Source organism: Diaphorobacter sp. MNS-0, from assembly GCF_019602835.1.
GTDB lineage: Bacteria > Pseudomonadota > Gammaproteobacteria > Burkholderiales > Burkholderiaceae_C > Diaphorobacter > Diaphorobacter nitroreducens.
The window spans coordinates 2,938,084-2,959,418 of record NZ_CP080761.1 but is presented as its reverse complement, the minus strand read 5'-3'; the positions used below and the strand labels follow the sequence as shown (position 1 = coordinate 2,959,418).

Here is a 21,335-nt window from a genome sequence, read left to right as displayed (position 1 = left end):
GCGGCGATTTGCGTGCACGTGGCAAAGGCTGACGCCCTCGCCACAATGACACCATCCATGCCAGCAACACCCACATGATTTTCGCTTTGATCCGCTGGCCGCTGCGCCCGGGTGGGGTGAGCGGCCAGCTTGGGATTCCGTAGATTCAGTGTTTCGATTTGTCAGCCTGCGCGGTCGACACGCGGGCCTTCGCAGGCAACCGGCCTGCAATCTGCGCGCATGACGCCCGTTGGCATCAACCATGCTGCGCGCCGAGCCGGGCTGGGTCCATTAAACTCCAGACAAATCAACCACTTACACATTCGTCGCGCAGGTGAAACACATTATAGGGGGCAAACCGGCCGCAGGCCGCACCCCGCCGGAAGCCCCGGCGGCCCGCATCGTCGAGGTCGACGCCGAATCCGCGGGCCAGCGGCTCGACAATTTCCTCATCCGCCACCTGAAGGGCGTGCCCAAGACCCACATCTACCGCATCATCCGCAGCGGCGAGGTCCGCCTGAACAAGGGGCGCACCAGCGCCGACGCGCGCGTGGCACCGGGCGACCTGGTGCGTCTGCCCCCCGTGCGCGTGTCCGACAAGGTGCTGGACAAGGCGGAGCGCCCCGCACCCGCGCGCGAATTCCCCATCCTGCTGGAAGACGAGCACCTGATCGCCATCGACAAGCCCGCCGGCACGGCCGTGCACGGCGGCAGCGGCGTGAGCTTTGGCGTGATCGAGCAGTTGCGCCAGGCGCGCCCGCAGGCGCGCTTCCTGGAACTGGTGCACCGGCTGGACCGGGAGACCTCGGGCATTTTGCTGGTGGCCAAGAAGCGCTCGGCGCTCACACATCTGCAGGACCAGTTCCGGGGGCGCGAGACGGGCAAGACCTATCTGGCGCTGGTCACCGGCCACTGGCCCGGCAACAAGAAGGTCATCGACACGCCGCTGCACAAATACCTGCAGGAGGATGGCGAGCGCCGCGTGCGCGTGACCACGCCCGACGACCCGGACGGCATGCGCTCCGTCACCCTGGTCAAGGTGCGCAGCCAGCTCGCGCCGCGCCCCTTGCAAGGCCTGCCGGCGATGAGCCTGCTGGAGGTGACCATCAAGACCGGGCGCACGCACCAGATCCGCGTGCACCTGTCCTCCCAGGGCCACCCGATCGCGGGCGACGACAAGTACGGCGACTTCGACCTGAACCGGCGCCTGCAGAAGCAAGGCTTGAAGCGCATGTTCCTTCACGCATGGCGGCTACAGTTTGACCACCCGGCCAGCGGCGAGCGCCTGGAATTGCGCGCCGAATTGCCGCCCGAACTGACCGCTTTTCTTTCCGACGACCCCGCACATGCCTGATTTCCGCCCGCGCCGATTCGATCTCATTGCCTTCGACTGGGATGGCACGCTGTTTGACTCCACCGCCATCATCGTGCGCAGCATTCAGGATGCGGTGCGCGATGTGGGCGGCACCGTGCCTACGGATGAAGCCGCCGCCTGGGTGATCGGCATGGCGCTTCCGCAGGCTCTGGCCCATGCGGCCCCCGACGTGCCGCGCGAGCGCTATACGGAGTTGGGCAACCGCTACCGCTACCACTACCTGCAGCACCAGGACGACCTGAGCCTGTTCGACGGCGTGCTGCCCATGCTGGAGGGCCTGCGCACGCGCGGCCACCTGCTGGCCGTAGCCACGGGCAAGAGCCGACGCGGCCTGGACCAGGTGCTGCACCAGGTGCAACTGCGCGGCATGTTCGACGGTTCGCGCACCGCGGACGAAACCGCCGGCAAACCGCACCCGCTGATGCTGCAGGAACTGATGGCCGAGTTCGGCGTGGAGCCCGAGCGCCTGCTGATGATCGGCGACACCACGCACGACCTCGAAATGGCCCGCGCCGCGGGCTGTGCCAGCGTGGGCGTGGGCTATGGCGCGCACGACACGGCGGGCTTTGCCGAACTGGGGCCGCTGTGCGTGGCTTCGTCCGTGGCCGATCTGCACCGTTGGCTGCAGGAGCACGCGTAATGGCGACTCCGGTGGAGCAACGCATCGACCTCTGCCCCAGCGAGGCACTGGTGGATGGCGGCCGCGCCGTGGCGTTCGACGTGCGCTACTGCGGCCAGATCTGCCGCGCTTTTGCCATCCGCTATCAGGGCCGCGTGCACGCCTACCTGAACCGCTGTACCCATGTACCGATGGAGATGGACTACCAGGAAGGTCAGTTTTTCGACGACACCGGCCGCTGGCTGCTGTGTGCCACGCATGGCGCGGCCTTCCAGCCCGACACGGGAGCCTGCGCTGGCGGTCCGTGCCGCGGCGGGCTGGTGAAGATCGCCTTGTCCGAGGAAGGGGGCCGGGTGCGCTGGCATACTGCCCTCCATCTGCACACCGTAGAGTTTTGACTCCATGACCGATCCCAACCGCACCGAACCCACGGGATTCGAGGGAAATCCGCCCGCAGCGCCCGACCTGTGGGCGCAACAAGCTACAAAAAATGAAGCGAGCAAGGCCGCAGCCGCCCCCGGCTGGGAGCGCGAGATGCTGGAGAAGCTGGTGCTCGGCACCCTGGCCGAGCAGCGCGCGGCGCGCCGCTGGCGCAACTTCTGGCGCCTGGCGTGGGTCCTGTTGGCGGGCGCGGTGATCTGGGCCGCGCTTTCGCGCGAAATGACCGCCACCAGCAAGAGCACGCCGCATACGGCCGTGGTGGACGTGAAGGGCGAGATCGCCGCGGGCGCCGAGGCCAGCGCCGAATTTGTCGTAGCCGCCATGCGCAGCGCATTCGAGGATTCGGGTTCGCAGGCCGTGGTGCTGCTCATCAACTCGCCGGGGGGCAGTCCGGTGCAGGCGGGCATCATCAACGACGAGATCGTGCGGCTGAAGGCCAAGTACAACAAGCCCGTCTATGCCGTGGTCGAGGAAACCTGTGCCTCGGCGGCCTACTACATCGCCGCGGCGGCGGACGGCATCTTCGTGGACAAGGCCAGCATCGTGGGCAGCATCGGCGTGCTGATGGACGGCTTCGGCTTCACCGGCGCCATGGAAAAGCTGGGGGTGGAGCGCCGCCTGCTCACCGCCGGTGAGAACAAGGGGTTTCTCGATCCGTTCAGCCCCCAGACCGAAACCCAGCGCGCATACGCCCAGGCCATGCTCGACCAGATCCACCAGCAGTTCATCGGCGTGGTGAAGCAGGGGCGGGGCGACAGGCTCAAGGTTACGCCCGAAACCTTCAGCGGCCTGTTCTGGACGGGCCAGCAGGCGGTGGAGATGGGACTGGCCGACCAACTGGGCAACCTGGACTACGTGGCGCGCGAGGTGGTCAAGGCCGAAGACGTGATCGACTACACCCGCCGCGACAACGTGGCCGAGCGCCTGGCCAAGAAGTTTGGCGCCGCGGTAGGCATGGGTGCCGTGAAGGGCCTGGCTGCGCTGCAGTTGCCGCAGCTGCGCTGATATTGGGTTAAATCAGGCTCCAGCGCTTATCTATCAAGCGCTGCAAGCTATTATTTTTGAATTAACCGGGGCCGTACGTGCGGCCTACGCACCGATGGCGAAGACCGTGGGTACGCGGTTGTCCGGCGTGCCGGCGGTGTGGTGGCGCCATTCGCGCACCGTGTGGCTGGCAACTTGCGCATCGGCCAGCGTCAGGCCGCTTGCGCGCGCCAGCCGGGTCTGCGGCTGCAGTCCCTGCAGCAGCGCCTGCCACAGTGCGGCGTTGCGGTAAGGCGTCTCGATGAAAAGCTGTGTCTGGCCCTGCTTGTGGGCCAGAGTTTCCAGCTCGCGCAGGCGTTTGGTGCGCTCGCCTGCGTCCTGCGGCAGATAGCCCACGAAGGCGAAGTTCTGGCCGTTGAGTCCGCTGGCTGCCAGTGCCAGCAATAGCGACACCGGTCCCACCAGCGGTACCACGCGCAGCCCCAGGTCATGCGCCGCGCGCACCACGGAGCTGCCGGGGTCGGCGACGGCGGGCATGCCCGCCTCGCTGACCAGGCCCATGTCGTGCCCTGCCAATGCCGGCGCCAGCAGCGGACGTGCGTCGAACGATGCATGGCCCCGGGCGCCGTGGTCGCCCTTCTTGTGCACTTCGCGCGGCAGTTCGGTGATCTGCTGCGCCTGCAGCGGCGCCCCCAGCGGGTGCAGCGCGTCCACGCGCTTGAGGTAGGCGCGGCAGCTCTTGGCGTTCTCGCAAATCCAATGGGTGAGGCGTGCGGCTTGGCGCAACGTGCCCTCCGGTAGGGCTTCGGTCAGGGGTGCCTGGCTCTCGCAGCCGAAGTCCAGGGGCGCTGGCACCAGATACAGGATGCCCCGAGCCGGGGTCGGGCCAACCGTTGCAGTGCTTTCGCTCATGGCAGCACCAGCCCTGCGGCGCGCAGCATGCGGCAGGTGCGTATCAAGGGCAGCCCGATCAGGGCGGTGGGGTCGTCGCTGTCGATCGCGTCGAGTAACGCGATGCCCAGGCCCTCGCTCTTGGCGCTTCCGGCGCAATCGTACGGCTGCTCGGCACGCAGATAGCGCTCGATCTCGTCGTCCGAAAGGTCACGAAAGCGCACCCGCACCGGCGCCAGGTCCACCTGCTCGAAGCCGCAGTCCTGGCAGACCACCGCCACGGCGGTGTGGAACACCACGGTCTTGCCACGCATGCGGCGCAACTGGGCGGTGGCGCGTTCGTGGTTGCCGGGCTTGCCCAACGGCTCGCCGTCCAGGTCTGCCACTTGGTCGGAGCCGATCACGATGGCCTGCGGATGCAGGCTGGCCACGGCGCGCGCCTTGGCCAGCGCCAGGCGCAGTGCCAGCGCGCGAGGGGCTTCGTCCGGCCGCGGTGTCTCGTCCACCGCGGGGGCAGCCACGTCGAAGGGCAGGCCCAGTCGGGCCAGGAGTTCGCGCCGGTAGCGCGAGGTCGATCCCAATACCAGGGAGCGGGACAGGGGGGAGAAATCCGGCATGCCTGGATTCTCTTACACTGCCCAGCATGACCAAGGAACACTCCCCTGACCGGCTGGACGTCAAGGCTTTTGCACAGGCCGGCGCTCACCTGTCCGGTCATGACACGCTGCTCAAATACAAGCGTCTGGCCGAGGAGGCGCAGGGGCTGCACCCGGATCTGCGCGTGGATTGGGCGGCGGACGGCGAAGTGCGCACCACGCACGGCGTGGGCGGCCAGGTCTGGCTGCGTCTGAAAGCCAGCGCCACCTTGCCGATGACCTGCCAGCGCTGTCTGCATTCCGTGGACGTGCCCCTAGAGGTAGAGCGCGAATTCCGCTTCGTGGCCGATGAAGCCACCGCCGAGGCACTGGATGGCGACAGCGATGAGGATCTGCTGGCATTGAGCCGCGAGTTCGATTTGCGCGAGCTGATCGAAGACGAACTGCTCATGGCCCTGCCGGTGGTGCCGCGCCATGAGGAATGCCCGACAGATGTCACGCTGGCCTCCAGCGACGAGGACTTCGAGCAGGCCAGTGCCGACAAGCCCAATCCGTTTGCAGCCCTGGCAGGGCTTCGCAAGGACAATCCGGACGCCTGAGAAACGGCCCGTTCGGCGGTTTCGATCAAAAACCATTTGAGATATAATCGAGGGCTTCGCGCGAATCCCCTCGTGTCTTCAATGGGCTGATCGCGTTTTTCACCAACCCTTTCAAGACCCTAGGAGCCGATCATGGCTGTTCAGCAAAACAAGAAGTCTCCCTCCAAGCGCGGTATGCACCGTTCGCACAATGCCCTGACGGTGCCTGGCATCGCCGTGGAGCCCACGACCGGCGAAACCCATATGCGCCACCACATCAGCCCCAACGGCTTCTACCGCGGCCGTCAGGTACTGAAGAACAAATCCGAAGCCTGATCCAGGCTGCGCACCCTCCGGGCCCGCTGCTACGAAAAAGGTAGCGCGGGCCTTTGTCGTTTTGGCATGCGCCAAAATGGCCCTTTTATTTAACGGCCGCCTGACGGCTTGACGATTTGCCGATGATCACACTGGCTGTTGACTGCATGGGGGGCGATCATGGCCCCGGCGTCACGCTTCCCGCGTGCCGACAGTTCCTGGAGCATCACCCTGACGCACGCCTGATCCTGGTGGGAGGGCAGGACAGCCTGCAGGGTCTGGCACACGAGCGCGTGACGCATGTCGTGGCGTCGGAGGTGGTCACGATGGACGATGCGGTGGAGGTCGCGCTGCGTCGCAAGAAAGACTCCTCCATGCGCGTGGCCATCCAGCAAGTCAAGGATGGCGTGGCGCATGCGGCCATCTCCGCCGGTAACACTGGTGCGCTGATGGCCATCGCGCGCTATCTGCTCAAGACGCTGGACGGCATCGACCGCCCCGCCATCGCCACCCAGATGCCCAATGCGCAAGGCGGTGCCACTACCGTGCTGGACCTGGGCGCGAATGTCGATTGCACGGCCGAGCATTTGCTGCAATTCGCTGTCATGGGATCTGCGTTGGTGTCGGTGCTGCAGGACAGCGATGAACCGCTCGTAGGATTGCTGAACATTGGCGAAGAGGTCATCAAGGGCAACGATGTCATCAAGAAAGCCGGCGAACTGCTGCGTTCTGCGGCCAAATCCGGCGACCTCAACTTTCACGGTAATGTGGAAGGCAACGACATCTTCAAGGGCACTGTGGACATCGTGGTGTGTGACGGTTTCGTTGGCAATGTGGCACTCAAGGCCAGTGAGGGCGTGGCATCGATGATTGTGGGAGCGCTCAAACAGGAGTTTTCGCGCAACATTTTCACGAAAATTGCTGCCATCGTCGCTTATCCAGTGTTATCTGCCATCATGAGGCGCATGGATCACCGGCGTTACAACGGAGCCGCCCTGCTCGGACTGCGGGGGCTCGTATTCAAGAGCCATGGTTCGGCCGACGCGCTGGCTTTCGAGCAGGCTTTGATCCGGGCGTATGATGCGGCCCGCAACAACCTGCTCGACCGCGTCCGCGCGCGGGTTGCGCATGCGGCGCCTTTGCTGGCAGCCGCAGACGCCCAGCCCGCTTCCTGACCGGCCGTGCCTCCCCCAATGACACGCTATTCACGCATTACCGGCACCGGCAGCTATTTGCCGCCGCACCGGGTAACCAATGATGACCTGGTGGCCCAGCTGGCGCAGCAGGGCATCGAGACCTCCGATGAATGGATCGTGGAGCGCACGGGCATCCGCGCACGCCATTTCGCCGACCGGGACGTCACCAGCAGCGACCTGGCGTTGGAGGCATCGCGCCGCGCGCTGGAGGCCGCCGGTTGCCAGGCGCAAGATCTTGACCTGATCATCGTCGCCACGTCCACACCGGACATGGTGTTTCCCTCCACCGCCTGCATTCTGCAAAACAAGCTGGGTGCCAATGGCTGCCCCGCCTTCGACGTGCAGGCCGTGTGCAGCGGCTTCGTCTATGCACTCACGGTGGCCGATGCCATGATCCGCTCCGGGGGAGCGCGCCGCGCGCTGGTCGTGGGGTCCGAGGTCTTCAGCCGCATTCTGGATTTCAACGACCGCACCACCTGTGTGCTATTCGGCGACGGCGCCGGCGCAGTGGTGCTGGAGGCCTCGGAAGCGCCCGGCATCCTTGCGAGCGACCTGCATGCCGATGGCAGCCATGTCGGCATCCTCTGCGTGCCGGGCAACGTCTACGGCGGCCAGATTCTGGGCGACCCTTTGCTCAAGATGGATGGCCAGGCCGTCTTCAAGCTGGCCGTCGGCGTGCTGGAGAAAGCGGCGCGGGCCACGCTGGACAAGGCGGGCATGACCGACGCCGATATCGACTGGCTGATTCCCCACCAGGCCAACATTCGCATCATGCAGAGCACGGCGCGTAAGCTGAAGCTGTCCATGGACAAGGTGGTGGTCACGGTGGATCAGCACGGCAATACGTCGGCCGCCTCCATTCCCTTGGCACTGGACCATGGCGTGCGCAATGGCCAGGTCCAGCCGGGCCAGACGGTGCTGCTGGAAGGGGTGGGCGGCGGCTTCACCTGGGGTGCGGTGCTCCTGAAAATGTAGCTACTGGCGCTTGCTGTGCAAGCGCTGGAGCCGCTTTTTGTCTTGAACTGTTTGACCATGTCGAAAACTTTTGCATTTGTGTTCCCCGGCCAAGGCTCGCAGTCGGTGGGCATGCTGGACGCTTGGGGTGACCATCCCGTGGTGGCCGAGACGCTGCGCGAGGCTTCAGAGGCGCTCGGCGAAGACGTCGGTGCGTTGATTCATGCGGGGCCCAAGGAGGCGCTGGCCCTTACCACCAACACCCAGCCGGTGATGCTGGTGGCCGGGATTGCGGCTTGGCGCGTGTGGTGCGCTGAGGGCGGGGCACTGCCGGCTGCCGTGGCCGGGCACTCCCTGGGCGAATACTCCGCGTTGGTGGCCTCGGGGGTTTTGAGTCTGGCCCAGGCAGCCCCGCTGGTGCGCCTGCGTGCCGCTGCCATGCAGGAGGCCGTGCCCGTGGGGGTTGGCGCCATGGCGGCCATCCTCGGGCTGGAGTCAGCCAAGGTGATCGCCGGTTGCGCCGAGGCTGCGGCCAGCTTTGGTGCTGGATCCACCGATGTGGTGGAAGCCGTGAATTTCAACGATCCCGCTCAGACCGTGATTGCGGGTACCAAGGCGGGCGTGGAGAAAGCCTGCGAAGTGCTCAAGGCAGCGGGCGCCAAGCGCGCACTGCCACTGCCGGTGTCGGCGCCCTTCCACTCCAGCCTGATGAAGCCCGCCGCAGAAAAACTGCGTGCCGCGCTCGCTGCACTGGAATTGGGCGCTCCGCGCATTCCCGTGGTCAACAATGTGGACGTCGCGGTGCAGCAAGACGCAGATGCCATCCGCGATGCACTCTATCGGCAGGCCTTCGGCCCGGTGCGCTGGGTGGAGTGTGTGCAGGCGCTGAGGGCGCGTGGCGTGACGCATGTGATCGAATGTGGGCCCGGCAAGGTGCTGGCCGGGATGACCAAGCGCATCGACCCCGAACTGGTTGGCGCCTCACTGTTTGACCCGGCCACGCTGGCCGAAACCAAGGAACTGCTGGCATGAGTGAATCCGCCTCTCCCCAGATTGCGCTGGTTACCGGCGCCACCCGCGGCATCGGAGCCGCCATTGCGGCCGAGCTCGCCCAGCGGGGCTTGCGCGTGATTGGTACGGCCACCACGGATGAAGGCGCGCAGCGCATCGCCCAGGCCCTGGCGGCCTACGGCGGCAAGGGCGTCAAACTGAACGTGACCGACGGCGCAGCCGTGGACGCGCTGGTGGATGCCATCGTCAAGGAGCATGGGGGCCTGCATGTGCTGGTGAACAACGCGGGCATCACGCGTGACACGCTGGCCATGCGCATGAAGGACGACGACTGGGATGCCGTGCTTGACACCAATCTCAAGGCCGTTTTCCGCGTCAGCCGTGCGGCTATTCGGCCCATGATGAAACAGCGCTTTGGGCGCATCATCAGTATCACCAGCGTGGTGGGCGCATCGGGCAACCCCGGACAGGCCAACTACGCGGCCGCGAAGGCTGGTGTGGCTGGTATGACCCGCGCGTTGGCGCGTGAACTGGGCAGCCGCGGTATCACGGTGAACTGCGTGGCTCCGGGTTTCATTGCCACCGACATGACTGCCGATCTGCCGGAAGAGCAGAAAAAAGCGCTGAAATCCCAGATCGCCATGGGCGAATTGGGGCAGCCCAGTGACATCGCCCATGCCGTGGCTTACCTTGCATCGGCTGGTGCAGGTTATGTGACGGGACAAGAGTTGCATGTCAATGGCGGCATGTACATGTAATTAAAGTCAGTTGACGCCGTTTTGTCCGTACGGCGGGCTGCTACGGGGCTTTACCCGGAGCGGCTAGAATCGCGGATTCATTCACAACCCCCTGAGGGAAACCATGAGCGATATCGAAGCACGTGTCAAAAAAATCATTGCCGAACAACTCGGCGTGGAAGAATCCCAAGTCACCAACGAAAAAGCCTTCGTGGCAGATCTGGGTGCCGACTCGCTGGACACGGTGGAACTGGTGATGGCGCTGGAAGACGAGTTCGGCATCGAGATCCCTGACGAAGACGCAGAGAAGATCACGACGGTGCAAAACGCCATCGACTACGCCAATACCCACCAGAAGGCCTAAGTCGCTGCCGCCCCGCACTCCCTGGGGCGCGGCATCCCATCAGCAAAGGTTTAGCGCATGAGCCGTCGTCGCGTTGTCGTGACCGGCCTGGGTTGCATCACCCCCGTTGGCAATACGGTGGCCGATGCCTGGGCCAACATCCTCGCCGGGAAATCCGGCATAGACCTCATCACCAAGTTCGATACGACGAACTTTGCCTGCAAGATAGCTGGCGAGGTCAAGGGTTTTGACCTGGACTCCTTCATCAGTGCCAAAGATGCGCGCACGATGGATACGTTCATCCATTACGGTATCGCGGCGGCCGAAGAGGCAGTGCGCGACGCTGGTCTGCCCACGGGCGAGGCGCTGGACGATGAATTGGCCACCCGCATCGGCTGCATCATTGGCTCCGGTATCGGCGGACTGCCGCTGATCGAGAACACGCATGCGGAGTTGACCAACCGGGGGCCGCGCCGCATCACGCCGTTTTTCGTCCCTGCATCCATCATCAACATGGTGGCTGGCCAGGTGTCGATGCGCTTCGGCTTCAAGGGACCGAACCTGTCGGTGGTCACAGCCTGCACCACGGGCCTGCACTGCATCGGCGAAGCGGCCCGCAAGATCGAATACGGGGACGCCGATGTGATCGTCGCTGGCGGTACGGAGTCCACCGTCTCGCCCCTGGGTGTGGGCGGCTTCGCAGCCATGCGTGCCCTGTCCACGCGCAACGATGATCCGCAGACGGCGTCACGCCCCTGGGATAAGGACCGCGATGGCTTCGTTCTCGGCGAGGGTGCGGGGGTTCTGGTGCTGGAAGAGTACGAACACGCCAAGGCGCGTGGCGCGCGCATCTACGCCGAGGTGTTGGGCTATGGCATGAGCGCCGACGCCGGGCACATGACGGCACCCAATATGGATGGCCCGCGGCGTGCCATGGTTGCCGCACTGCGCAATGCCGGCGTGAATGCCGACGAGGTGGATTACCTCAATGCGCACGGCACGTCCACGCCGCTGGGGGATCTCAACGAAACCAATGCCATCAAGGCGGCACTGGGTGACCATGCCAAGAAGATGGTGGTGAGTTCGACCAAATCGATGACCGGGCATTTGCTTGGTGGAGCGGGAGGCATTGAGAGTGTGTTCACCGTACTCGCTTTGCACCAGCAGAAGGTGCCTCCTACCACGAATATCTTCGAGCAGGATCCGGAGTGCGATCTGGACTACTGTGCCAACACGGCGCGGGACATGAAGATCGACATCGCAGTCAAGAACAATTTTGGCTTTGGTGGCACCAACGGAACGCTGGTGTTTCGGCGCGTCTGATTGATCGGGCCTGGCGCGGCGGCCGGCGCGTCCGCGAGTCTCTGGATCATCGTGCGGGCTCGTCCTCCCCAGTGTTTGGCTAACGTCCACCATGCGTGAGTCCTTGCACGCTCCCGCCATTCGCTACCCCTATGGCCGCTCGCTCGTGGTGGCCCGCACCCTTGTCGTGTTGGCGCTGGCCGGCATGGCCTGTCTGTCGGTCTGGTTGCTATCCCATGGACGTCAGCCCGACTTGGCCATGCGCGCCTGGGTTGGTGCTGTGGCCTGGGTGTTGGGTACGGCGGCGGCCTGGCGCTTCTGGCACCGCCTGCCGGAAGGCTTTTTGGTGTGGGATGGCAGCCTATGGTGGTTGGAGACTGGGCGAACGGGCATACGTATGCCCGTGGATCCGTCTCTTAGGGTTCATCTTGACTTTCAGACCATCCTGATGCTTTCCGTGCAAGGGGCATCCCACACACGGCAATGGCTGTGGATGGAATGCAGGAGCGACCCTCTCCAATGGCCGGCTCTGCGGCGTGCGGTATATTCGCGCGCCCGTGGCGGCCCCCTCGCTGGCGCGCCCGCGAAGCAGACAACCGACGGAATGCCACCCCCGCAGGGTGGCGGAGCATCCCACAAGACATGACGACCCCATCGCCCGCGCCCCAAGAGCCCGCCGACAGTGATCTGCGATTGGTCGAGCGCACCGTCGCGGGGGACCAGCGCGCTTATGAACTTCTGGTCATCAAATACCAGCGGCGCATTGAGCGCCTGGTGGGGCGTATGGTGCGCGATACCGATCTGGTGGCCGACATCACGCAGGAAACCTTTCTGCGTGCCTACCGAGCCTTGCACCAGTTCCGTGGAGAGGCACAGTTCTATACCTGGCTCTACCGCATCGCCGTGAACACCGCCAAGAAGGCGCTGGTAGACATGAAACGCAATCCGGTTGTCACGGAGAGCGCTCTTCGTGGCAGCAACGACTCCGAAGATGAAACTTCCTTCCTGGATCGTGAACTAATCAGCGACGAAACCCCCGAAACCGTGTTGGCGGCCCAGGAAATCGCTGCCGCTGTCAATGCGGCCATGGAGGCATTGCCCGAGGATTTGCGGCAGGCCGTGACTCTGCGGGAGATCGAGGGGTTGAGTTACGAGGAAATTGCCGTAGCCATGGAATGCCCCATCGGTACGGTGCGCTCGCGGATCTTCCGTGCGCGCGAGGCAATTTCCGCGCGGGTCAAGCCTTTGCTGGAGAAGCGCTCCGGCAAGCGGTGGTAGGCGTGTGAATGGCAATGGCGCGGTTTGGCGAGTAAACACCATGAACGACGACATGATGATGCGAGAACAGCTGTCGGCTTTGGCCGATGGGGAGTTGCAGGGCGAAGAATTTGCGCACGCGCTCACCTATGCCGCGAACGCCGAGGGGCGGGCGACGTGGCAGCTCTACCATTTGATAGGTGACACCCTGCGCAGTTCTGAAGCAGCGGGCATGGGAGACCTTGAACTCGTAGACCGCCTGCGCACGCAACTGGCGCGCGAACCGGCGCCCCGTTTGGCGGCCGTGGAAGTAGGTCACGTGGCCTCTATGAAGGTGGGGCGGACGAAAGACAACGCAGCCAACGCCGCAGTGTTCCGCTGGAAGGTGGCGGCAGGGTTCGCGTCGTTTGCCGCAGTCGCGGCTGTTGGATGGAGTGTTTATCTGGGCGCCGAAGGTGACGGCCGCCCGGCAGGTGCGCAGTTGGCGGCGGCCCAGTCAGCCATGACGGCCACGGCGCCCGCTCTGCTGGCCACAGCCGCCGGCCCTGATGGGCAACAGGTCATGTTGCGTGATCCGCGTCTGGATGAGTTGCTCGCGGCGCACAAGCAGTTTGGCAGCACGACTGCACTGCAGATGCCGGCAGGCTTCCTGCGGAACGCCACGTTTGAAGCGCCTGCGCGCTAAAGGGTCGGGCTCATCGTTGGAATGTCTAGGCTAGGGAGTCCAGGCGCGTGATTCGGTGGCGAGTAATGCAGTGCTGCCGCAGGTTGCGGTCATGGTGGTTGGTGTGTGGCGGTTTGATGCTCTGTGGCGTGGCTGCGGCGAACTGCATGTCAGGCCCCGCACCAACGACCCCTGGCGAACCACGCGACGTGGCGGAGTGGGTTGCGCGCATGCACCATGCTTCGCTGTTTCGCAGCTACCGTGGCACGTTCGTGGTTCTTTCTTCCAATGGGGCCATGGTCAGTTCCCGGATCTGGCATGCCTGCGAGGGTGCGCGGCAAATTGAGCGGGTCGAGGCGCTGAGCGGAACACCACGGGTGGTCTTCCGGCGCGAAGAGGAGGTCCGCACCTTCCTTCCGCAGGCCCGTGTGGTACGCAGCGAATTGCGCGACGTGCCCGGTGCTTTTCCGCGTGTTGCCGACGCCAAGGGTGTCCATCCTTCGCAGCATTACGCACTGCGGGCGCTTGGGCAGGAGCGCGTGGCCGGGAGGGATGCCGATCGGCTTTTATTCCAGCCCCGTGACGCCTGGCGATTCGGCTACCAGATCTGGGTGGATCGCGTGTCTGGACTGGTTGTCAAGATGCAGACCTTGGACGGCGAGGGGCGGCTCCTGGAGCAGGCGGCGTTTTCGGAACTGAATCTGGATGCCCCGGCGGATCTGTCGCGCATCGAACAGATGATGGAGGACTTGCAGGGGTATCGTCTCGTAAAGGTCCCTCTTCAGCGGACGACGGCCGAAGCGCAAGGCTGGACCATGGGCAAGGCGGTGACCGGATTCGTCTCCCAGGGCTGCTATCGCAAAGACGTGATGGCCATGGCGTCCGGCCCGCTGTTGCAGTGCATTTACTCAGACGGATTGGCCACGCTCTCCGTCTTCGTGGAGCCGTTCGATGCCGCACGCCATGCTGCATCTGTGCGCAGTGCCAGTATGGGCGCCACACAAGTGGTGGGCCGGCAGGTGCACAAAACTGCCTGGGTGACCGCTGTGGGGGAAGTTCCTGCCCGAACGCTCCAGCGGTTCATCGAGTCCGTCCAACGCAAGGACGAATGATGCGTGCCGTTCCCGGTGTACGGGAACCAATGCGCGCCGCTTTCTCACAAACTGCTATTCCCGCTGTTGCGGATTGTCTGGAAAAGAAAGGCTGATGATGACGAAACTCCGTGCAAAGCGCGCATGGTGGCCCTGCGCTATGGCTATCGCCTTGGCAATGGGCGGCGCAGGCTTGGTGGTGGCGCCCGCTTCGGTGCAGGCCCAGCCTGCTGCCGTGGTGCGTGGCTTGCCTGACTTCACCGAACTGGTCGAGCAGGTGGGACCGTCCGTGGTGAACATTCGCACAACCGAGAAGGTGACGGCGAGGCCCTCCATCGGAGGCATGGATGAAGACATGCTGGAGTTCTTCCGGCGTTTTGGTGTCCCGGTGCCCAACATTCCACGCCAGCAGGGGCCGCAGCGTCCGCAGCCCGAAGAGCAGCCGCGTGGCGTGGGGTCGGGGTTCATTCTGAGTCCTGACGGCTATGTCATGACCAACGCCCACGTGGTGGAGGGGGCGGACGAAGTGATTGTGACGCTGACCGACAAGCGGGAGTTCAAGGCCAAGATCATTGGCTCGGACAAGCGCACCGACGTTGCCGTCGTCAAGATCGACGCCACGGGACTGCCCGCGGTAAAGGTGGGTGACGTGGGCCGTCTTAAGGCGGGTGAATGGGTCATGGCAATCGGCTCTCCCTTTGGCCTGGAAAACACCGTGACCGCCGGCATCGTAAGTGCCAAGCAGCGCGATACGGGCGACTATCTGCCCTTCATCCAGACGGACGTGGCCATCAATCCCGGTAACTCCGGCGGCCCTCTGATCAACATGCGGGGTGAGGTGGTGGGCATCAACAGCCAGATTTACTCCCGTTCTGGTGGATTCATGGGTATCTCGTTCGCCATTCCCATTGACGAGGCCATGCGCGTGAGCGAGCAACTGCGTGTGAGCGGTCGCGTGAGCCGTGGCCGCATTGGTGTTCAGATTGGCTCGGTTCCCAAGGATGTGGCGGAGTCCATCGGGCTTGGCAAAACCGACGGCGCGCTGGTGCGCGGCGTGGAGACTGGATCCCCCGCGGAGAAGGCTGGCATCGAGGCGGGCGACGTGATCACGCGCTATGACGGCAAGGCCGTCGAGAAGGCGTCTGACCTTCCCCGCTTGGTGGGCAACACCAAGCCAGGCACCAAGACCCATATCACGGTGTTCCGCCGTGGCGCATTGCGCGACCTGTCGATCACCATCGCCGAGGTGGAGCCTGATGAAAAGGTGGCAGCCAAGGCAGCCGAAGCAGAAGGCAAGGGCAAGTCCTCGACAGCGGCTCAGCAGATCGGCTTGGTCGTTGCCGACCTGACCGCTGCGCAGGCGAAGGAACTGAAGGTGAAGGGAGGGGTGCGCGTGGTCTCTGCCAACGACGCGGCGGCGCGTGCCGGTCTGCGGGCAGACGATGTGATCATCGCGCTGGCTAACACCGAAGTCCGTAACCTCAAGGATTTCGAAGCGGTACTAGCGAAGGCTGACATGGGGAAACCCATCAACGTGCTTTTCCGTCGCGGCGAATGGGCGCAATATGCACTGATCCGCCCCAGCCGTTAGGCAGCGTCGCCAGGGCTCGCTGGAGCCCTGCGATTCCGTAGCGGGGAACGCTCTTTCGCAGGGTTGGTATCAACGGGGCGCTATGTACTTATTGATAGAATAAGTGTGTTTCAAAGGCGCCAATCAATATAACTCCACCTTGAACGTCGCCATGCGGAAAACGCGCTAAGTCATGCACAGGTTTTCCATGGCTTGTTCACTTGTTATTCAGCAATTTGAGATGTGTTGGTTGAATAAGATGTGGATAAGTGCCTCGTTGCAGCCCGGCAACGACCCCGGGCGCTTGTAGGACGCACCCCTTGTCGGGGCCTTTTTGCCTACAATGAAGCTCCAACTATCGCAGTTGCCAAAGATTGTTGGTTCAGGGCGCGTCGCTTGTTTGACGCGCCCTTTTTTCTTGTCATGAGCCTTGCGGTTCAAATACTTGTCGTATCCCGTTGATGAACCACATCAGAAATTTTTCGATCATTGCGCACATCGACCACGGCAAGTCCACGCTTGCTGACCGCATCATCCAACGCTGCGGGGGACTGGCCGACCGGGAGATGGAAGCACAGGTGCTCGACTCGATGGACATCGAGAAGGAGCGCGGGATCACCATCAAGGCACAGACCGCGGCACTGCAATACAAGGCGCGTGATGGCAAGGTCTACAACCTGAACCTGATCGATACGCCGGGCCACGTGGACTTCTCTTATGAGGTGTCGCGCTCGCTTTCGGCGTGTGAGGGTGCATTGCTGGTGGTCGATGCATCGCAGGGCGTCGAGGCGCAGACCGTGGCCAACTGCTACACGGCGCTCGACCTGGGCGTGGAAGTGCTGCCCGTGCTCAACAAGATGGATCTGCCGCAGGCCGACCCGGACAACGCCAAGGCCGAGATCGAGGACGTGATTGGCATCGACGCCAGTGAGGCCATCGCCATCTCGGCCAAGACCGGCATGGGCATCGACGACGTGCTGGAGCAGATCGTCGCCAAGGTGCCTGCCCCGCGCGGCAAGCCCGATGCGCCGCTGCGCGCCATGATCATCGACAGCTGGTTCGACGCCTACGTGGGCGTGGTGATGCTGGTGCGCGTGGTCGATGGCGAGCTGAAAAAGGGCGAGCGCTTCAAGATGATGGCCACGGGCGCCGCCTACGAGGCCAACCAGCTCGGCGTGTTCACCCCCGCCAACCTGCCGCGCGATGCGCTCAAGGCGGGCGAGGTGGGCTTCATCATCGCGGGCATCAAGGAGCTGAAGGCGGCCAAGGTGGGCGACACCATCACGCTGGAGAAAAAGCTGCCCAACAACGCAGGCCCGGCCACCGAGGCGCTGCCCGGCTTCAAGGAAATCCAGCCCCAGGTGTTCGCCGGCCTGTACCCCACCGAGGCCAACCAGTACGACGCGCTGCGCGACGCGCTGGAGAAGCTGCAGCTCAACGACGCCTCGCTGCACTTCGAGCCCGAGGTGTCGCAGGCGCTGGGCTTCGGCTTTCGCTGCGGCTTCCTGGGCCTGCTGCACATGGAGATCGTGCAGGAGCGCCTGGAGCGCGAGTTCGACCAGGACCTGATCACCACCGCGCCCAGCGTGGTGTATGAGGTGGTCAAGGGCGACGGCGAGGTCATCATGGTCGAGAACCCGTCCAAGATGCCCGACCAGGGCCGCATCCAGGAAATCCGCGAGCCCATCGTCACCGTGCACCTGTACATGCCGCAGGACTACGTGGGCCCGGTGATGACGCTGGCCAACCAGAAGCGCGGCGTGCAGTTGAACATGCAGTACCACGGCCGCCAGGTCATGCTGACCTACGAGCTGCCGCTGGGCGAGATCGTGCTGGACTTCTTCGACAAGCTCAAATCCGTCTCGCGCGGCTATGCGTCGATGGACTACGAGTTCAAGGAATACCGCCCGTCCGACGTGGTGAAGGTGGACATCCTGCTCAACGGCGAGAAGGTGGACGCGCTGTCCATCATCGTGCACCGCACGCAGGCCGCCTACCGGGGCCGCGCCGTGGCGGCGAAGATGCGCGAGATCATCAGCCGTCAGATGTTCGACGTGGCCATCCAGGCCGCCATCGGCGCCAACATCATCGCGCGCGAGACCATCAAGGCGCTGCGCAAGAACGTGCTGGCCAAGTGCTACGGCGGCGACATCACCCGCAAGCGCAAGCTGCTGGAAAAGCAGAAGGCGGGCAAGAAGCGCATGAAGCAGATCGGCTCCGTGGAAGTGCCGCAAGAGGCATTCCTGGCCATTTTGCAGGTTGAAGACTGATAGGACGGACGGCAGTGCAAGTCATGCAATACATCACGGCCGCAGTGCTCGCGGCCTTCGTGGGCTACATCGGCGCCTGGTATCTGGGCGCGCTGGAGGGCAATTTCGCGCTGCTGCTGTTCCTGGCCACGGTGGTGACGGGCGCGTACTGGCTGGCCGAGCGGCTGTACTTCCTGCCGCGCCGCCGCCAGGCCGCCCAGGCGCTGGAGGCCGCAGCCGCCCAGCGCCGCGCGGAGCTGGACCGCATGGGCATCCAGAAGGTGGACCAGGCCGACCTGCAGGAGGCCCAGGGCCGCATCCTCATGCAGCCCTGGTGGCTGGACTGGACGGCGGGCCTGTTCCCGGTGATCGCCATCGTGTTCGTGCTGCGCTCGTTCCTGTTCGAGCCCTTCAAGATTCCGTCGGGCTCCATGATCCCCACGCTGCTCGTGGGCGACCTGATCCTGGTGAACAAGTTCACCTACGGCCTGCGCCTGCCCGTGATCAACACCAAGATCACCCAGGGCAGCCCGCTGCAGCGCGGCGACGTGGTGGTGTTCCGCTACCCGCCGCAGCCCAGCATGGACTACATCAAGCGCGTGGTGGGCGTGCCGGGCGACGAGGTGGCCTACCTGAACAAGCGCCTGACCGTGAACGGCAAGCCGGTGGAGACCACGGCGCTGCCCGACTTCTTCGACCGGGACGCGATGCGCTACTTCCAGCAGTTCGACGAGCAGCTGGGCGAGCACCGCCACCGCATCCTCAACACCGCCGAGGTGCCCGCCTTCGTGCAGGGCGCCAGCAACTACCCGTTCCGCGACCAGTGCCGCTACAGCGTCGAAGGCGTGACCTGCACGGTGCCGCAGGGCCATTACTTCATGATGGGGGACAACCGCGATAATTCGCTCGACTCGCGCTATTGGGGCTTTGTGCCGGACGAAAACATCGTGGGCAAGGCGTTTTTCGTGTGGATGAACTTTGGCGACTTCAAGCGCATCGGCGCGTTCAATTAACCAGCATCTTCAGAGGGAGCAACAGGCATGGGACTGCAACACACCGCCACGCGTTCGCGCCAGCGCGGGCTGACGTTCATCGGCGTGATCTTCGTGGGCCTGATCGCGGTGGCGGCGTTTGCCATTGGTGGGCAATCGGTTCCGATTTTTCTGGAATACGTCGCCATCAAGAAGGCCGCCAACAAGGCCGCGCGCGACGGCTCCACGGTGCCTGAAGTCCGCGCCGCCTTCGACCGCGCGGCCACCATCGACAACATCAGCTCGGTGGCGGGCAAGGACCTGGAAGTCACCAAGGTCAACGACAAGGTCGTCGTGAAGTTCAGCTACTCGCGCGAGATTGCGCTGGCAGGCCCGGCGTTCCTGGTCTATCGCTTCCAGGATTCGACCGAAGCCCGCAATTGACAGTGCAGCCAGACAGTCTTTCCTCGCTGCAGCAGCGCCTGCAGCATGCTTTCTCCAACACCGGGCTGCTGCAGCGCGCCGTCACGCACCGCAGCTTCAGCGCCGACCACAACGAGCGCCTGGAATTCCTGGGCGATTCGGTGCTCAGCCTGGCCGTCTCCAGCCTGCTGTTCCGGCGCATGCGCGATCTGCCCGAGGGCGATCTCTCGCGCGTGCGCGCCCTGCTGGTCCGGCAGGACTCGCTGCACCAGATCGCCGTGCGCCTGCAGCTGCCGCAGGTGCTGCGCCTGGGCGAGGGCGAGGCCAAGTCCGGGGGCAAGCTGCGCCCGTCCATCCTGGCCGACGCGCTGGAGGCCGTCATCGGCGCCGTCTATCTCGACGCGGGCTACGAACGCGCCGAGGCCCTGGTGCACCGCCTTTTTGAAGGCGTGGAGCTGTCCCCGCGCCTGCAGGAGGCCGCCAAGGACGCCAAGACCGCGTTGCAGGAGTGGCTGCAGGGCCGCAAAATGAAGCTGCCGCAATACCAGGTCGTCTCCACCACCGGCGCGGCGCACAACCAGGTGTTCCATGTGGAGTGCGCGATTGCAGAGCTGGCCCTGGTGCAGCGCGGCAGCGGCGCGTCGCGCCGTGCGGCAGAGCAGGCCGCCGCCAGCGCCATGCTGGCCCAGTTGAAAGCGAAGAACGTATGAATGCTACAGAAACCGTAGCTGGCAGCCCAGAAGAGACGGGGGCTAGCGGCCAAAATGACCTTGAATCCATGCTCGCCGCCGCACGCCCCGGAGGCGCCCCGGCGGCGGACGCCGCGGGCCAGCGCTGCGGGCTGATCGCCATCGTCGGCAAGCCCAACGTGGGCAAATCGACACTGATGAACGCGCTGGTGGGGCAGAAAATCTCCATCACCAGCCGCAAGGCCCAGACCACGCGCCACCGCATCACCGGCATACGCACGCGCGGCGCGGCGCAGTTCGTGTTTGTTGACACCCCCGGCTTTCAGACCAAGCACAGCACGGCTTTAAATAAGTCGCTCAACAAGACCGTGATGGGCGCCATCGGCGACGTGGACCTGATCCTGTTCGTGGTCGAGGCCGGCAGCTTCACGCTGGCCGACGCCAAGGTCTTGAGCCTGTTCAAGCCCGGCATTCCCACGCTGCTGATCGCCAACAAGCTCGACACCGTGCACCGCCGCGCCGAGATAGCGCCCTGGCTCAAGGGCATGCAAGAGCGCCACCCGTTCGCCGAATTCGTGCCCATGTCGGCCAAGAAGCGTGACGACATCGAGCGCCTGTACGGCATCTGCGAGAAATACCTGCCCGAGCAGCCCTGGTGGTACGCCGAGGACGAGCTCACCGACCGCAGCGAGAAATTCCTCGCCAGCGAGACGGTGCGCGAAAAGCTGTTCCGCTTCACTGGCGACGAGCTGCCCTACACCTCCACGGTGATCATCGACAAGTGGGACGAGGAAAAGAGCAAGCAGCACAAGCGCTTTCTGCGCATCGCCGCCACCATCGTGGTGGAGCGCGACGGCCACAAGGCCATGGTCATCGGCGAGAAGGGCGAGCGCTTGAAGCGCATCAGCACCGAAGCCCGCCAGGAGCTGGAAAAGCTCATGGACGCCAAGGTGTTCCTGGAGGTCTGGGTCAAGGTGCGCTCCGGCTGGGCCGACGACGAGGCGCGCGTGCGCTCGTTCGGCTATGAGTGAGGTGGTTCTGCTAAGTGGTGAATGGTGAGTGGTAAGTCGTGGGTGGTGAATGGGCGCGAGGCGAATCTG

At 64.3% G+C, this 21,335-nt stretch carries 23 protein-coding genes; 21 read left to right on the top strand and 2 right to left on the bottom strand.

Going from position 1 to position 21,335, the window contains the following annotated elements; all coding sequences use genetic code 11:
* The first annotated feature begins 313 nt into the window (after positions 1–313).
* From K2L43_RS14165 to K2L43_RS14150, 4 genes are read left to right on the top strand one after another with little or no spacing between them, the layout of a single operon-like run.
* Positions 314–1,333, top strand: coding sequence for an RluA family pseudouridine synthase (locus tag K2L43_RS14165; protein WP_220637816.1), 1,020 nt, complete (start codon positions 314–316; stop codon positions 1,331–1,333).
* Entirely contained in the window at positions 1,326–1,994 is a 669-nt protein-coding gene (locus K2L43_RS14160) for an HAD family hydrolase (RefSeq protein WP_103737418.1), read from the top strand. The genes K2L43_RS14165 and K2L43_RS14160 overlap by 8 nt, the downstream gene beginning before the upstream one ends.
* A complete protein-coding gene (locus K2L43_RS14155) occupies positions 1,994–2,371 on the top strand; it encodes a Rieske 2Fe-2S domain-containing protein (protein WP_172208034.1) in 378 nt (125 codons plus the stop codon). The genes K2L43_RS14160 and K2L43_RS14155 overlap by 1 nt, the downstream gene beginning before the upstream one ends.
* A gap of 4 nt (positions 2,372–2,375) precedes the next feature.
* On the top strand, positions 2,376–3,419 hold the full coding sequence (locus K2L43_RS14150; protein ID WP_220637815.1) for a S49 family peptidase: 1,044 nt from the start codon (positions 2,376–2,378) through the stop codon (positions 3,417–3,419).
* An 84-nt stretch (positions 3,420–3,503) separates the two neighbouring features.
* Here K2L43_RS14150 and K2L43_RS14145 read toward each other — a convergent pair whose 3' ends face one another.
* Both K2L43_RS14145 and K2L43_RS14140 read right to left on the bottom strand, forming a co-directional pair.
* On the bottom strand, positions 3,504–4,310 hold the full coding sequence (locus tag K2L43_RS14145) for an SAM-dependent methyltransferase (protein ID WP_220637814.1): 807 nt from the start codon (positions 4,308–4,310) through the stop codon (positions 3,504–3,506).
* Positions 4,307–4,906, bottom strand: a complete 600-nt coding sequence (locus K2L43_RS14140; protein WP_220637813.1) for a Maf family nucleotide pyrophosphatase — start codon at positions 4,904–4,906, stop codon at positions 4,307–4,309. The genes K2L43_RS14145 and K2L43_RS14140 overlap by 4 nt, the downstream gene beginning before the upstream one ends.
* Positions 4,907–4,932: 26 nt before the next feature.
* On the opposite strand from K2L43_RS14140, the gene K2L43_RS14135 reads away from it, so the two are divergent.
* From K2L43_RS14135 to era, 17 genes are all read left to right on the top strand, one after another.
* Positions 4,933–5,484 carry a DUF177 domain-containing protein gene (locus tag K2L43_RS14135; RefSeq protein ID WP_015913981.1) on the top strand — a complete coding sequence of 184 codons (552 nt, stop codon included), beginning with the start codon at positions 4,933–4,935 and terminating at the stop codon, positions 5,482–5,484.
* Between the two features lie 132 nt (positions 5,485–5,616).
* The gene (gene rpmF, locus K2L43_RS14130) at positions 5,617–5,799 is read left to right on the top strand and encodes a 50S ribosomal protein L32 (protein WP_011806402.1); all 183 of its coding nucleotides are present in this window, start codon (positions 5,617–5,619) and stop codon (positions 5,797–5,799) included.
* A 122-nt stretch (positions 5,800–5,921) separates the two neighbouring features.
* Positions 5,922–6,953 (top strand): phosphate acyltransferase PlsX, encoded by a 1,032-nt coding sequence (gene plsX, locus K2L43_RS14125; RefSeq protein ID WP_220637812.1) that lies wholly within the window; start codon positions 5,922–5,924, stop codon positions 6,951–6,953.
* An 18-nt stretch (positions 6,954–6,971) separates the two neighbouring features.
* Positions 6,972–7,949, top strand: a complete 978-nt coding sequence (locus tag K2L43_RS14120) for a beta-ketoacyl-ACP synthase III (RefSeq protein WP_011806400.1) — start codon at positions 6,972–6,974, stop codon at positions 7,947–7,949.
* 57 nt (positions 7,950–8,006) lie between these two features.
* Positions 8,007–8,960, top strand: coding sequence for an ACP S-malonyltransferase (gene fabD, locus K2L43_RS14115; protein WP_220637811.1), 954 nt, complete (start codon positions 8,007–8,009; stop codon positions 8,958–8,960).
* Positions 8,957–9,697 (top strand): 3-oxoacyl-ACP reductase FabG, encoded by a 741-nt coding sequence (gene fabG, locus K2L43_RS14110; RefSeq protein WP_220637810.1) that lies wholly within the window; start codon positions 8,957–8,959, stop codon positions 9,695–9,697. Before fabD ends, fabG begins: the two co-directional genes overlap by 4 nt.
* A gap of 103 nt (positions 9,698–9,800) precedes the next feature.
* Positions 9,801–10,040: an acyl carrier protein gene (gene acpP, locus K2L43_RS14105; protein ID WP_003058049.1), complete on the top strand. Its 240-nt coding sequence runs from the start codon at positions 9,801–9,803 to the stop codon at positions 10,038–10,040.
* Between the two features lie 57 nt (positions 10,041–10,097).
* Positions 10,098–11,342, top strand: a complete 1,245-nt coding sequence (gene fabF / locus K2L43_RS14100; RefSeq protein ID WP_015913977.1) for a beta-ketoacyl-ACP synthase II — start codon at positions 10,098–10,100, stop codon at positions 11,340–11,342.
* A gap of 621 nt (positions 11,343–11,963) precedes the next feature.
* Complete coding sequence (gene rpoE / locus K2L43_RS14095; protein ID WP_123675897.1) at positions 11,964–12,599, top strand: RNA polymerase sigma factor RpoE; 636 nt, start codon at positions 11,964–11,966, stop codon at positions 12,597–12,599.
* Between the two features lie 40 nt (positions 12,600–12,639).
* Positions 12,640–13,263, top strand: a complete 624-nt coding sequence (locus K2L43_RS14090; protein WP_220637809.1) for a sigma-E factor negative regulatory protein — start codon at positions 12,640–12,642, stop codon at positions 13,261–13,263.
* A gap of 65 nt (positions 13,264–13,328) precedes the next feature.
* The gene (locus K2L43_RS14085) at positions 13,329–14,354 is read left to right on the top strand and encodes a MucB/RseB C-terminal domain-containing protein (protein WP_220637808.1); all 1,026 of its coding nucleotides are present in this window, start codon (positions 13,329–13,331) and stop codon (positions 14,352–14,354) included.
* A gap of 139 nt (positions 14,355–14,493) precedes the next feature.
* Entirely contained in the window at positions 14,494–15,924 is a 1,431-nt protein-coding gene (locus tag K2L43_RS14080) for a DegQ family serine endoprotease (RefSeq protein WP_369799308.1), read from the top strand.
* 440 nt (positions 15,925–16,364) lie between these two features.
* Entirely contained in the window at positions 16,365–18,173 is a 1,809-nt protein-coding gene (gene lepA, locus K2L43_RS14075; RefSeq protein WP_220637807.1) for a translation elongation factor 4, read from the top strand.
* Positions 18,174–18,187: 14 nt separating this feature from the next.
* Complete coding sequence (gene lepB, locus K2L43_RS14070; protein ID WP_220637806.1) at positions 18,188–19,165, top strand: signal peptidase I; 978 nt, start codon at positions 18,188–18,190, stop codon at positions 19,163–19,165.
* A 27-nt stretch (positions 19,166–19,192) separates the two neighbouring features.
* Entirely contained in the window at positions 19,193–19,567 is a 375-nt protein-coding gene (locus tag K2L43_RS14065; RefSeq protein WP_220637805.1) for a DUF4845 domain-containing protein, read from the top strand.
* 2 nt (positions 19,568–19,569) lie between these two features.
* A complete protein-coding gene (rnc, locus tag K2L43_RS14060; protein ID WP_220637804.1) occupies positions 19,570–20,256 on the top strand; it encodes a ribonuclease III in 687 nt (228 codons plus the stop codon).
* Entirely contained in the window at positions 20,253–21,266 is a 1,014-nt protein-coding gene (gene era, locus K2L43_RS14055) for a GTPase Era (protein WP_220637803.1), read from the top strand. Before rnc ends, era begins: the two co-directional genes overlap by 4 nt.
* Positions 21,267–21,335: the final 69 nt, after the last annotated feature.

Excerpts from the sequence above, each read along its gene's own strand:
- K2L43_RS14160 (WP_103737418.1), top strand. The coding sequence starts at position 1,326 with ATGCCTGATTTCCGCCCGCGCCGATTCGATCTCATTGCCTTCGACTGG.
- K2L43_RS14155 (WP_172208034.1), top strand. The coding sequence starts at position 1,994 with ATGGCGACTCCGGTGGAGCAACGCATCGACCTCTGCCCCAGCGAGGCA.
- K2L43_RS14150 (WP_220637815.1), top strand. The coding sequence starts at position 2,376 with ATGACCGATCCCAACCGCACCGAACCCACGGGATTCGAGGGAAATCCG.
- K2L43_RS14145 (WP_220637814.1), bottom strand. The coding sequence starts at position 4,310 with ATGAGCGAAAGCACTGCAACGGTTGGCCCGACCCCGGCTCGGGGCATC.
- K2L43_RS14140 (WP_220637813.1), bottom strand. The coding sequence starts at position 4,906 with ATGCCGGATTTCTCCCCCCTGTCCCGCTCCCTGGTATTGGGATCGACC.
- K2L43_RS14135 (WP_015913981.1), top strand. The coding sequence starts at position 4,933 with ATGACCAAGGAACACTCCCCTGACCGGCTGGACGTCAAGGCTTTTGCA.
- rpmF (WP_011806402.1), top strand. The coding sequence starts at position 5,617 with ATGGCTGTTCAGCAAAACAAGAAGTCTCCCTCCAAGCGCGGTATGCAC.
- plsX (WP_220637812.1), top strand. The coding sequence starts at position 5,922 with ATGATCACACTGGCTGTTGACTGCATGGGGGGCGATCATGGCCCCGGC.
- K2L43_RS14120 (WP_011806400.1), top strand. The coding sequence starts at position 6,972 with ATGACACGCTATTCACGCATTACCGGCACCGGCAGCTATTTGCCGCCG.
- fabD (WP_220637811.1), top strand. The coding sequence starts at position 8,007 with ATGTCGAAAACTTTTGCATTTGTGTTCCCCGGCCAAGGCTCGCAGTCG.
- fabG (WP_220637810.1), top strand. The coding sequence starts at position 8,957 with ATGAGTGAATCCGCCTCTCCCCAGATTGCGCTGGTTACCGGCGCCACC.
- acpP (WP_003058049.1), top strand. The coding sequence starts at position 9,801 with ATGAGCGATATCGAAGCACGTGTCAAAAAAATCATTGCCGAACAACTC.
- fabF (WP_015913977.1), top strand. The coding sequence starts at position 10,098 with ATGAGCCGTCGTCGCGTTGTCGTGACCGGCCTGGGTTGCATCACCCCC.
- rpoE (WP_123675897.1), top strand. The coding sequence starts at position 11,964 with ATGACGACCCCATCGCCCGCGCCCCAAGAGCCCGCCGACAGTGATCTG.
- K2L43_RS14090 (WP_220637809.1), top strand. The coding sequence starts at position 12,640 with ATGAACGACGACATGATGATGCGAGAACAGCTGTCGGCTTTGGCCGAT.
- K2L43_RS14085 (WP_220637808.1), top strand. The coding sequence starts at position 13,329 with ATGCAGTGCTGCCGCAGGTTGCGGTCATGGTGGTTGGTGTGTGGCGGT.
- K2L43_RS14080 (WP_369799308.1), top strand. The coding sequence starts at position 14,494 with ATGGCTATCGCCTTGGCAATGGGCGGCGCAGGCTTGGTGGTGGCGCCC.
- lepA (WP_220637807.1), top strand. The coding sequence starts at position 16,365 with ATGAACCACATCAGAAATTTTTCGATCATTGCGCACATCGACCACGGC.
- K2L43_RS14065 (WP_220637805.1), top strand. The coding sequence starts at position 19,193 with ATGGGACTGCAACACACCGCCACGCGTTCGCGCCAGCGCGGGCTGACG.
- era (WP_220637803.1), top strand. The coding sequence starts at position 20,253 with ATGAATGCTACAGAAACCGTAGCTGGCAGCCCAGAAGAGACGGGGGCT.